Annotated in this window: 11 protein-coding genes; 9 read left to right on the forward strand and 2 right to left on the reverse strand. The window is 58.6% G+C overall.

The annotated features are described in order from the left end of the window. Positions 1-50 precede the first annotated feature (50 nt). From J4G38_RS05505 to rsgA, 5 genes are all read left to right on the forward strand, one after another. A complete protein-coding gene (locus J4G38_RS05505) occupies positions 51-1,316 on the forward strand; it encodes an aspartate kinase (RefSeq protein WP_210516189.1) in 1,266 nt (421 codons plus the stop codon). Positions 1,317-1,387: 71 nt separating this feature from the next. Continuing rightward, positions 1,388-2,161, forward strand: a complete 774-nt coding sequence (locus J4G38_RS05510) for an enoyl-CoA hydratase-related protein (RefSeq protein WP_210516187.1) — start codon at positions 1,388-1,390, stop codon at positions 2,159-2,161. A 150-nt stretch (positions 2,162-2,311) separates the two neighbouring features. After that, positions 2,312-2,896, forward strand: coding sequence for a peroxiredoxin (locus tag J4G38_RS05515; RefSeq protein ID WP_210516185.1), 585 nt, complete (start codon positions 2,312-2,314; stop codon positions 2,894-2,896). 47 nt (positions 2,897-2,943) lie between these two features. Next, positions 2,944-4,194: a 3-deoxy-D-manno-octulosonic acid transferase gene (locus J4G38_RS05520; RefSeq protein WP_210516183.1), complete on the forward strand. Its 1,251-nt coding sequence runs from the start codon at positions 2,944-2,946 to the stop codon at positions 4,192-4,194. Between the two features lie 14 nt (positions 4,195-4,208). Then, positions 4,209-5,159, forward strand: a complete 951-nt coding sequence (gene rsgA, locus J4G38_RS05525) for a ribosome small subunit-dependent GTPase A (RefSeq protein ID WP_262905927.1) — start codon at positions 4,209-4,211, stop codon at positions 5,157-5,159. Between the two features lie 71 nt (positions 5,160-5,230). Here rsgA and J4G38_RS05530 read toward each other — a convergent pair whose 3' ends face one another. Further along, a complete protein-coding gene (locus J4G38_RS05530; RefSeq protein ID WP_226163171.1) occupies positions 5,231-5,833 on the reverse strand; it encodes a fasciclin domain-containing protein in 603 nt (200 codons plus the stop codon). Positions 5,834-6,038: 205 nt separating this feature from the next. Here J4G38_RS05530 and J4G38_RS05535 point away from each other — a divergent pair, with 205 nt between their 5' ends. Further along, positions 6,039-6,500 carry a peptidylprolyl isomerase gene (locus J4G38_RS05535; protein WP_210516177.1) on the forward strand — a complete coding sequence of 154 codons (462 nt, stop codon included), beginning with the start codon at positions 6,039-6,041 and terminating at the stop codon, positions 6,498-6,500. A 154-nt stretch (positions 6,501-6,654) separates the two neighbouring features. On the opposite strand, the gene J4G38_RS05540 is transcribed toward J4G38_RS05535, so the two are convergent. Beyond that, positions 6,655-7,236: a DUF3109 family protein gene (locus tag J4G38_RS05540; RefSeq protein WP_210516175.1), complete on the reverse strand. Its 582-nt coding sequence runs from the start codon at positions 7,234-7,236 to the stop codon at positions 6,655-6,657. A 101-nt stretch (positions 7,237-7,337) separates the two neighbouring features. On the opposite strand from J4G38_RS05540, the gene J4G38_RS05545 reads away from it, so the two are divergent. From J4G38_RS05545 to murA, 3 genes are all read left to right on the forward strand, one after another. Then, positions 7,338-9,587 carry an ATP-dependent helicase gene (locus J4G38_RS05545; RefSeq protein WP_210516173.1) on the forward strand — a complete coding sequence of 750 codons (2,250 nt, stop codon included), beginning with the start codon at positions 7,338-7,340 and terminating at the stop codon, positions 9,585-9,587. Between the two features lie 86 nt (positions 9,588-9,673). Further along, complete coding sequence (locus J4G38_RS05550) at positions 9,674-10,414, forward strand: DUF4290 domain-containing protein (RefSeq protein WP_210516171.1); 741 nt, start codon at positions 9,674-9,676, stop codon at positions 10,412-10,414. 119 nt (positions 10,415-10,533) lie between these two features. Continuing rightward, complete coding sequence (gene murA / locus J4G38_RS05555; RefSeq protein ID WP_210516169.1) at positions 10,534-11,838, forward strand: UDP-N-acetylglucosamine 1-carboxyvinyltransferase; 1,305 nt, start codon at positions 10,534-10,536, stop codon at positions 11,836-11,838. Positions 11,839-11,881: the final 43 nt, after the last annotated feature.

The following is an 11,881-nucleotide window of genomic DNA, read 5'->3' on the forward strand; positions in this document are numbered from 1 at the left end:
CGCACGCCCCAGAAGTGGCCTTTCCGGCGGGGCTGCCTACTTTTGGGGCCATGAGTGAATTGACAGGACTCCAGGTTTACAAATTCGGTGGCGCATCGGTGAAGGATGCGGCGGCTATTCTTAATCTTCGGCGCATCGTGCGGGAATATGGCAGCAATGCCTCCTTACTGATTGTGGTGTCGGCGATGGGCAAGACGACCAATGCGCTGGAGGAGATTTTTCAGTTGGCTTACGCAGGCCAGGATTATGCGAGGCCCTTGGCCGGGTTGGAAATGTTTCACCGCGAAGTTGCGGCTGAACTACTGGACCCGAGCGAGGTTGAAATGGCACTGAATGAGTATTTGGGGGACCTTCGTCAGTCATTGGCGGAATTAATTCCGGGCAACTTCGACCAGCAATATGACCAAATAGTGAGCTACGGCGAACTGTTGTCTTCGCGCATCGTCGCGGCTGCCATCGATGGCAACTGGCAAGACTGCCGCGAACTCATCCAAACCGACACTACCTGGCGCGAAGGCAAGGTTGATTGGGTGGGCACCGAAGCGGCCATCTGGAACATGCTGCGGCACAAAGGAGGCCCGCCCATGCACCAAGTGCCCGTTGTGACGCAAGGCTTTATCGGCCGGGCGCCCGATGGATTGACCACTACCCTCGGCCGTGAAGGCTCGGATTACACGGCCGCCATTTTCGCCTACTGCCTGCGGGCCGAGTCGGTAACCATCTGGAAGGACGTGGCGGGCCTGCTGAATGCCGACCCCAAAATCTTCCCGGACACGGTGCGCTACCCCGAAATCAGCTACCGCGAAACCATTGAGATGGCCTACTACGGGGCCTCCGTTATTCACCCAAAAACGCTAAAGCCGCTGGCTGAGCGCAACATTCCGCTGCGGGTGAAGTCGTTTCTGGACCCCGAGGCGGAAGGCACGCTCATTCACGACTGCCGGCACGCGGCGCTGGCCCCGGCCATTATCCGCAAAACCGACCAGTGCCTGCTCTCCTTCGCCAGCAAGGACTTTGCGTTCATCTCGGAAGAAAACCTGGAGGTGATTTTCGGGGCCCTGGCCCAGGCCAAGCTCAAGATTAACGTGATGCAGAATTCGGCCATCAGCTTTTCGGTGTGCACCGATTTTTCGGAGCGCCGCATCAGCCAGCTGCTGGATTTGCTGCGCGAGCAATTCACGCTGCACTACAACACCGGGCTCACGCTGTTCACCATCAAGAACTACGACGCGGCCAGCGTGGCGCGCCTCACGGCGGGGCGCGAGCTGCTGCTGGAGCAGCGCACGCGGGGCACGTTTCAGTTTGTGTGCAAGTAGCGCGGGCTTTTAACCCGCGTGTCGCACGGTTCATTCACTCGCGGACTACAAGTCCGCGCTACATTTTTCTTATGGAATTCCTCCTCGTAACGCCCCAGTCCCGGCCCGGTGTGGCCCTCATCCAGCTCAACCGGCCCAAGGAACTGAATGCCCTGAACGGGCAATTGGTGGGGGAAATCCGCGACGCGCTGCAAGCCCTGGACGCCGACGAGGCCGTGCGCGTGGTGATACTTACGGGCAATGAGCGGGCGTTTGCAGCCGGGGCCGACATCAAGGAAATGGCCGGCAAGACGGCGGTAGACATGTTTCTGGACGACCGGGCCGGCACGCTGGAGCAAATCCGCCGGTTCCGCAAGCCGCTGATTGGGGCCGTATCGGGCTTCGTGCTGGGCGGCGGCTGCGAGCTGGCCATGACCTGCGACATGCTGATTGCGTCCGAAACGGCGCAGTTTGGGCAGCCCGAAATCCGGCTGGGCATCATCCCCGGCGGCGGCGGCACCCAGCGCCTCACCCGCGCCGTGGGCAAGGCCCGGGCCATGGAAATGGTGCTCACCGGCGAGTTCATTTCGGCCCGGGAGGCCCACCGCGTGGGCCTGGTAACCCGCGTGGTGCCCGTGGGCCAGTACCTGGAAGAGGCCTATCGGCTGGCGGCCCGCATCGCGGCTATGAGCCCGGTGGCCGCCCGCCTGGCCAAGGAGGCCGTGAACCGGGCATTTGAAACGCCGTTGGAAGAAGGCCTGCAGTTCGAGCGCAAAAACTTTTACCTCGCCTTCGCTTCCGAAGACCAGAAGGAAGGCATGGCCGCGTTTGTGGAAAAGCGCAAGCCGGCGTTCAAAGGCCGGTAAGCTGACGATTTAAAACAGGCCGTCATGCGAAGCATCACGCTCGCTTCGTTGCAACGGCTGATTACTACCCCGAGCGAGATGCTTCACTGCGCTCTGCATGACGGCCTACTGACTCATAACTCCTAATTCATACCTCCTAATTCCCTCCCAATGGCAGTTCTCGTGGGCAAGCGCGCCCCTTCCTTTAAAGCTACCGCCGTTATTGATGGCACCTTCGAAGAAGATTTTTCACTGGACCGCTACCTGGGCAAAAAGCACGTTCTGTTCTACTTCTACCCCGCCGATTTCAGCAAGGTGTGCCCGACCGAAATACTGGCTTTCCAAGACCGACTGGAAGAATTTGAGCGCCGGGGCGTGGCGGTGATTGGCTGCTCTACCGACTCGCAATATGCCCACCTGGCCTGGCAGCTTCAGCCCCGCGACAAGGGCGGCATTGCCGGCGTGAAATACCCGCTGGTGGCCGATGCCACGAAAACCATTGCGGCCAATTACGACGTGCTGGGCGGTCATTACGACTATAATGAGCAGGGCGAAATGACCTACGTGGGCTCGCCCCTGGCCTATCGGGGCCTGTTTCTTATCGACAAAGACGGCATCGTGCGCCACCAGCTGGTGAACGACCGCCCCCTGGGCCGCAGCCTCAACGAAGCCATTCGCATGATTGACGCGTTGCAGTTCTTCGAGAAAAACGGCGAAGCCTGCCCCGTCGATTGGGAAGCCGACACGCAATTATAACGGGAGCCAGCGTCGGGGAATGGGCCTGCTTGGCGTAATTTTGGGCCTTGCTGTTCTTCTACGACATTGCTTTGGGCCTGTATGGCCTGCTGTTGCGCCTGTTGGCGCCGTTTGTGCCCAAGGCGGCGGCCTGGGTGGCGGGCCGCCGGGGGCTGCTGGCCCACATTCGTCAAACGATTGGGGCTGATTCGGCCCCGCGGGTGTGGTTTCATTGCGCTTCGCTAGGCGAGTTTGAGCAGGGCCGGCCGCTGCTGGAAGCGTACCGCCAGGCCCACCCCGGCACCAAGCTGGTGCTCACGTTCTTCTCGCCGTCGGGCTATGAAATCCGCAAAAAATGGCCGGGGGCAGACTATATTTTCTACCTGCCGCTCGATACCCGCCGCAATGCCCGTGCTTTCCTCGACGTGGTGCAGCCCCGGCTGGTGGTGTTTGTGAAGTACGAATTCTGGTACCACTTTCTGAACGAAGCCCACCGGCGCGGGATTCCGGCCATCGTGGTATCGGCCATTTTCCGCGCCGACCAGGTTTTCTTTCAGCCCTGGGGCGGCTTTTTCCGTCGAATTCTCACGCACTTCGCTCACATTTTCACCCAGAATGAAGCATCGGCCGAATTGCTGCGCGGCATTGGCCTGACGCAGGTGAGCGTGGCCGGCGACACCCGGTTCGATACCGTGGTGGCAACGGCGGCGGCCGCACCGAAAGCATTGCCCGTGGTCGATGCCTTCGTGGCCGATGGCGCGCCGGTGCTGGTGGTGGGCAGCAGCTGGCCCGAAGATTTGCCGGCCCTGACACCGTTGCTGCGGCGTTATCAAAATAAAGTACGTGTCCTCGTGGCGCCGCACGAAATCAGCGAAACCAACCTGCGCTTGGTAGAAGAGGCGCTGCCGGGCCAGGTAGTGCGCTACTCGCAGGCCGATGCGGCTACCGTGGCCCAGGCCCGCGTGCTGTTGTTTGATAACATGGGCTTGCTGAGCCAGCTTTACCGGTTTGGTCATTACGCCTACATCGGGGGGGCATTTGGCAAGGGCCTTCACAACACGCTGGAAGCGGCGGCGTTCGGCCTGCCCCTGTTCTTTGGGCCGACGTATGCCAAGTTCCAGGAAGCAGTGGAGCTGGTGGAGCTGAAATGTGCCTTCCCGGTGCACAACGCGGCGGAACTGGAAGCTGCGTTCACGTATTTGTGGCACAACGAAGACGCCCGCCTGCGCTTGCAGGACGCCATGCTCGACTACGTGCACGGCCAGGCCGGCGCCACCCGCATCATCATGGCCGCGTTGCCCGGCCTCACCCGCTCATGACCCCGGATACCTCCTTGCAAATTGCTCCTAACCTGCTGCTGCACGGCACGGTGATTAAATCCACCGGCTCGTGGTACATCGTGCGCGGTGCCGAAACCGGGCAGCTTTACCGGTGCCGGCTGCGGGGCAAATTCAAGATAAAAGGCCTGAAAGCCAGCAACCCGCTGGCCGTGGGCGACCACGTCGAATTCACGGTGGAGGCGCAGGGCGAAGGCGCGGCCGTTATTTCCGCCATCGTGCCGCGCCGCAACTACATCGTGCGCAAGTCGGTGCACAAAACCGGCCACGTGCACATCGTAGCGGCCAACCTGGACCAGGCAATGCTGGTGGTCACGCTGGTGTCGCCGGCCACGTCGTTCGGGTTCATCGACCGGTTTTTGGTCACGGCCGAGGCCTACCACATTCCCGTTACGCTGCTCTTCAACAAAACCGATTTGTATGACGCCGACGGGTTTGAGTACCAGGCCGAAATCGCCGGCATGTACGCCAGCCTGGGCTACCCGAGCCGCACCTGCGCCGCTACCACTGGCGAAGGAGTAGCCGAAATCGACCAATTGCTCGACGGCAAAGTGAGCCTGCTAGCCGGCCATTCCGGCGTGGGCAAAAGCACGCTCATCAACGCTCTGGTGCCCGACCTCGACCTGAAAACGGCCGAAATCAGCCAGTTTTCGGACAAAGGCGTGCACACCACCACTTTCGCTGAGATGCTGGAAGTGCGCCCCGGCACGTTCATCATCGACACGCCCGGCATCAAAGAGCTGGGTCTGGTAGACATGCCGCCTGCCGAGTTGGCCGGCTACTTCCCCGAAATGCGCGCTCTGCTCAACCAGTGCCGCTACCACAACTGCCAGCACACCCACGAGCCCGGCTGCGCCGTGCGCGAGGCCGTGGACCAGGGCCGCATCGCCCTCCCCCGCTACGACAGCTACCTGAGCATGCTGGCCGGCGAGGACAACCGGCATTAGTCCGCGCTTGAACAACAAAAAAAGCGGCAACTCCTTCCGGAATTGCCGCTTTTCGTATCATTTGGCTCGAATTACTTGGCCATTGGCAGCACCACCGTGTCAATGACATGAGTTACACCGTTGCTGGAAATAACGTCGGCGATTTGCACGGTGGCAGGAGCGTCTTTGCCGTTGCCCACCATCACCTTGCCGTCTTTCACCGTGATGTGCAGCTTTTCGCCGTTCACGGTAGTCAGTTCCTGGCCATCCTTCAAATCAGCAGCCACGAGGCGGCCGGGAATGACGTGGTAGGTGAGCACACCGGCCAGTTTGGCTTTGCTGGCGGGGTCCATCAGGCCGGCCACGGCGCCTTTCGGGAGTTTGTCGAAGGCGGCGTTAGTGGGCGCGAATACAGTGTAAGGGCCGGGGCCGCTCAGGGTTTCCACCAGGCCGGCCTGTTTCACGGCGGCTACCAGAGTACTCACGCTTTTGGCACCTGAGGCATTCTGCACGATGTTTTTGTCGGCCGTCATGGCCACGCCGTCCACCATCACGCCGTTGGGCTTGGCCATCCGGGCCGAGTCACCGGCCATGGCCGCCACCGAATCGGCGGGGTTGACGGTGCTGGTGGGCGAGGTTTCGGTAGTGGCGGGTTTGTCGTTGCCACAGCTTGCCAGCAAGAGCGAGGTAGCCAAGGCAGCAAGCAAAGGAGTGAAATGCTTTTTCATGAAAGGGGTACTGTGAAAAAAGGTTGGAAGGGTATAAGCCAATAGGGCAGTCGAGCTTACGAAGAAACAACACCGGACGGTTGTTTCTTACCTCTTTCAAATTCTTACCTTCGCCCCCCGGAAGCGCCGCCGCTATCCGCGAAATCTGTTTAATCCGCTAAATCCGCGATACATGAAAACCGCAGAAATCCACACCAAGAAAGGTGTAATGAAAGTCGAGTTCTACGAGCAAGACGCCCCGAAAACCGTCAAAAACTTCACCGACCTGGCCCAGAAAGGCTTCTACGACGGCCTGAAATTTCACCGCGTCCTCCCGAATTTCGTCATCCAGGGCGGCTGCCCCAACACCCGTGAAGGCGCGAAAGGCATGGCCGGCACCGGCGGCCCCGGCTACAAAATCGACTGTGAAACCAGCGGTGCCCACCAGTACCACGAGCGCGGCGTGCTGAGCATGGCCCACGCCGGCAAAAACACGGGCGGCTCGCAGTTTTTCATCGTGCACTCGCGCGACAACACCTCCCACCTCGACCGCGTGCACACCGTATTCGGCAAAGTAGTAGAAGGCCTGGACGTTATCGACCAGATTCAGCCCAACGACGAAATCGAGAAAATTGTCGTGAGCGAAGAGGCCTAAGCCTCACACCCTGAAAATAGTAGAACGTCATGCTGAGCTTGTCGAAGCATCTCTGCCGCGCAACTAATTCATTTTAGTATTGCAGCAGAGATGCTTCGACAAGCTCAGCATGACGTTCTTTTTTGTCTTGCCCGTCTATACTTCGTGCCCGCCCCTACTTCTTTCCTTCCGGCGTCGGGTGCTCAATTTCCTGCACTAACTCCCCGTACCACCTCTCGCCGTACTTGCGAATCAGCGGCTCCTTGAGAAACTGGTACACCCTCACGCCCAGCGTGCCGCCAAACTCGCAGGCAGGGTTGCAAATGCCCCAGCGGTCGTAGTTCAGCGCATCGAACCCTTCGTACTTCGTGATGCGAATGGGGTACAGGTGGCAGCTGATGGGCTTTTTGAACGTGGTAGCCCCGGCCAGATAGGCCTGCTCGATGCCGCATTTCAGGATGCCGCGCTCATCATAGAGCGCGTAGGCGCACTCCTTATCGTCAATGGTTGTTGTGCTGAAGTCCCCCTCCCAGTCCTTGATGTAAAGGCCCTGGGCCTCAATGGCGGCGCGGCCGGCATCCGTAAGAAAGGGCTTGATATTGGCGTATTCCTGCTCCAGAATCTTCAATTCAGGCTCTTCGAGGGGCGCACCGAGGTCGCCTTCCACGCAGCAGGCGCCTTTGCAGGCTTCGAGGTTGCAGACAAAAAAATGGTCGGCGATGTCGTCGGAGATGACCGTTTCCTGGATAATAATCATTGTACAAAGGTAACTCCGAAGGCGGGGGTAGAAATTCCTTTCGCCCCCCGCCCCCAGGTCCGTACCTTTGTAGAACCGCCCAAAAGGCAGCTTATTCGCACATGGCACTAGATTATCTTTCCCTCCTAAATCCGTCGCAGGCCGGCGCGGTGATGCAAACCGACGGCCCCTGCATGATTATCGCGGGTGCCGGCTCGGGCAAAACCCGGGTGCTCACCTACCGCATCGCCCATCTGCTCGAAAAAGGCGTCGACCCGTTCAATATCCTCGCTCTCACCTTCACCAACAAGGCCGCCAAGGAAATGCGCGCCCGCGTAGAAAAAGTGGTGGGCCCCAACGCCCGCAACCTCTGGATGGGCACTTTTCACTCGGTGTTCGCCAAAATACTGCGCTCCGAAGCCGATAAAATCGGCTACCCGCGCAGCTTCACCATCTATGACTCTCAGGATAGCAAAACGCTGATGGGACAGATTGTGAAAGAGTTGGAGCTGGATGACAAACTTTACAAACCAAGCCTGGTGCTGGGCCGCATTTCCGCTGCCAAAAACAAGCTGATTTCGGTCAATCAATACCTCAACGACGCAGCCATAAAGGCCGATGACGAGGCGGCGCTCCGGCCCAAAATAGGGGTGCTGTATCAGCAGTACCAGCAGCGCTGCTTCAAGGCCGGCGCCATGGATTTCGACGACCTGCTCTTCAACACCAACGTGCTGTTCAAGGACCACACCGACGTGCTGAACAAGTACCAGAACATGTTCCGGTTCGTGATGGTGGACGAATATCAGGACACCAATTATTCACAGTATTTAATTACCCGCAAGCTGGCGGCCAAGGAGCGAAATATCTGCGTAGTGGGCGACGATGCGCAGAGTATTTACGCCTTCCGCGGCGCGGATATTACCAATATTCTCAATTTCGAGAAAGACTACCCGGAATTGCAGGTATTTAAACTGGAGCAGAATTACCGTTCCACCAAAAATATTGTGTGGGCCGCTAATTCGGTTATTAAAAACAACCAGGCGCAATTGCGTAAAGACGTATTCTCGGAAAACGAAGAGGGCACGCTGATTGAAGTCATAAAAGCCGCTTCGGATAACGAGGAAGGTAAATTGGTGGCGAATTCGATTTTTGAGGACAAGATGAATGGGCATCTTTCCTATGACAATTTTGCCATCCTTTACCGCACCAATGCACAAAGCCGCGCGATGGAAGAATCGCTGCGGAAATTAAATATCAAATATAAAATTGTTGGCGGCCTGTCGTTTTATCAGCGCAAGGAAATCAAGGATTTAGTGGCCTACTTGCGTTTAACCGTCAATCAAAATGACGAGCAGGCTATTCGCCGGGTAATTAATTATCCGAAGCGCGGCATTGGCGACACCACCATCAGCAAGCTGATTACGACCGCCGACGAAAACAACCATTCGCTGTGGGAAGTGGTGGCCAATGCCGACCAGTTTCTGCCGGCGCGGGTATCGAATCCGGTGGTTGGTTTTGCCGAAAAAATCAAGAGCTACATCGTGGTAGCCGCGAAAGAAGACGCGTTTGAGGCGGCCAAATTCATCGCCAAGAACTCCGGCATGCTGGAGGAATTGTACGCCGACAAAAGCATCGAAGGCCTCTCCCGCTACGAGAACATGCAGGAGTTGCTCAACGGCATCAAGGAATACGTGGACGACCCCGAGCGCGAGGACAAGAGCCTCGGCGCCTTTTTGCAGGACATTGCCTTGGTGACGGATTCGGACCTGAAGGACGCCGCTCAGGAAGGCGAGGCCGTGACGCTGATGACGATTCACTCGGCCAAGGGCCTCGAATTTCGCAACGTCTACATTGTAGGCATGGAGGAAAACCTGTTTCCGAGCCAGATGATGATTACCTCGCGGGCCGATTTGGAGGAAGAACGCCGGTTGTTTTACGTGGCCATCACGCGGGCCGAGAAGAAGCTCACGCTGAGCTACGCCACCTCGCGCTACCAGTGGGGCAACCTGCGCAGCTGCGAGAAAAGCCGCTTTCTGGATGAAATCGACCCGCAATACGTTAACTTTAAATTTGCAGCCGGGCCCAGCACGGGCGCCGAGTCGCCGTTTCAGCACGTCTTTGAGCGCCGCTCGAACCTGATTCCAACGGCCCCGCGTAAAGTGGTTGCCACCAAGTACGTGGCTCCGGCCGACTTCACTCCTTCCGACACGTCCAAGCTGCAAACCGGGCAGCGCGTGGAGCACGCCAAGTTTGGCTTCGGTGTGGTTAACGCGCTCGAAACGCAGCAGGGCACCACCAAAGCCACCATTCTGTTCGAAGAAGTGGGCGAGAAAGTGCTGTTGCTGAGCTTCGCCAAGCTGCGCGTCCACTAACTTCCGCGCCCTTTGCAGGCAAGGCTTAGCCAAAGTCCTATCTTTGGCCCGAATCCCGTCTTTGGCGGATTCTCTTTTTGTTTTTTATGACCGACATCACCACCCTGCCCTTCCACCTGCAACTGCTGGTGCGCGAATACGGGCACAGCACGTACCAGCTCATTCAGGGCCTGGCCCAGATTGAGGACGTGGCCGAGCGCACCAAGCGCGCCGGACAGATTGTGCAGCTCATGCTGCGCCTGCAGCCCTCGCTGCGCGACTTGCCCGAAGTGCAAACCCGCCTCTGGAACCACCTGCACGCCCTGGCCGGCGAGGAAGTAGAATTGGACGCGCCCGTGGCGTTGCGCAGCCTAACCGTGCGGACCCAAAAGCCCGCCCGGGTCCCCTACCCCCGCCAGGCTCCCAAGCTGCGGGTTTACGGCGCGGCCATCGAGGCCCTGATTGCCAAGGCCCTGACGCTGGAAGACCCTGCCGAGCGCGAACAAGCCACCGTGCAGATTGGCCGCACGATGAAGTTTCTGTATCGCCAGCACAACAAGGAAAACGCCAAAGACGTGACCATCCTGCGCCATTTGGGCGAATTGTCGGGCGGAAAACTTCAGCTAGACCCAGCAGTGGTCGACAGCGAAAACCTGTTTGAAATGGCTCCCGGCCGCACGCCGGCCATTGTCGTATCCCAGCCGGTAGCCCGGGAAGGCCAGGGCCAGGGCCGCGACCGCCGCGAAGGGCGCGACAACCGCGAGGGGCGCAGTAGCAGCTTTAGCAATAAGAACGGCAAAAAACGTAAAAAAGGCGGCCGCCAGGAACCCCAGCAGCCGCCGCAATAGGTTTTTAGTTGTCAGTTGTTCGTTGTTTGTTGTTAGATAATTCTGTTGAAACTCTAACAACGAACAGCAAGCAGCTTGCAACTACTAGCTAAAAACCAACAACTGACAATTATTACAGAATGGCAGCATTTGAAGTACGCGGCGGCAAAGCGCTGCGCGGTGAAATCACGCCCCAGGGCGCCAAAAACGAAGCCCTCCAGATTCTCTGCGCGGTATTGCTGACCCCGGAGCCGGTGACCATCAGCAATATCCCCGATATCCGCGACGTCAACAAACTTATCGAGCTGCTGCGTGACATGGGCGTGAAAGTGGGCAGACTGGCCTCTGACACGTACATTTTTCAAGCCGAGAACGTCAACTTAGACTACCTGGACACTCCCGAGTTTGTAGCTCAGGCAGGCTCGCTGCGTGGCTCGGTCATGATTCTCGGGCCCATGCTGAGCCGCTTCGGCCGCTGCCAGCTGCCCAAGCCGGGAGGCGACAAAATTGGCCGTCGGCCGATGGACACCCACTTCCTGGGCCTCGAAAAGCTGGGCGGCAAGCTCACGCTGGAAGGCACCGATTTCTACCGCATCAAGGTCGAAGGCAAGCTCAAAGGCACGCACATGCTGCTCGATGAGGCCTCGGTGACCGGCACGGCCAACATTCTGATGGCCGCCGTGCTGGCCGAGGGCACCACCACCATCTACAACGCGGCCTGCGAGCCTTACCTCCAGCAGCTGTGCCGGATGCTGGTGCGCATGGGGGCCAATATCCAGGGCATTGGCTCCAATCTGCTCACCATTGAAGGCGTAGCCAGCCTCGGTGGCACTGAGCACCGCATGTTGCCGGACATGATTGAGATTGGCTCCTTCATTGGCTTGGCGGCCATGACGGGCTCCGAAATCACCATCAAGGACTGCCAGATTCCGGAGTTGGGCCTCATCCCCGATACGTTTCGCAAGCTGGGCATTCAACTCGAATTCCGGGGCGATGACATTTACATTCCAGCTCAGTCGCATTACGAAATCGCCACTTACCTCGACGGCTCTATCCTCACCGTATCGGACCATACGTGGCCGGGTTTCACCCCCGATTTGCTGAGCATTGTGCTCGTAGTGGCCTGTCAGGCCAAGGGAACGGTGCTCATTCACCAGAAAATGTTCGAGAGCCGCCTGTTCTTCGTGGACAAGCTTATTGACATGGGCGCGCAGGTCATTCTCTGCGACCCGCACCGCGCCACGGTCATCGGCCTTGACCAGCGCACCAGCCTGCGGGGCATCACCATGACCTCGCCCGATATCCGGGCTGGCGTGGCTTTGCTGATTGCGGCGCTGAGCGCGGAAGGCACCAGCACCATCCTCAACGTCGAGCAGATTGACCGGGGCTACCAGCATATCGATGAGCGCCTGGTAGCATTGGGAGCGGATATCCGGCGGATTTAACCTTGCTTTTTCTGTTTCATAAAAATGTCCGGCCCAAGCAGCC

The sequence above is a fragment of the Hymenobacter terricola genome, from assembly GCF_017921975.2.
Lineage (GTDB): Bacteria > Bacteroidota > Bacteroidia > Cytophagales > Hymenobacteraceae > Hymenobacter > Hymenobacter terricola.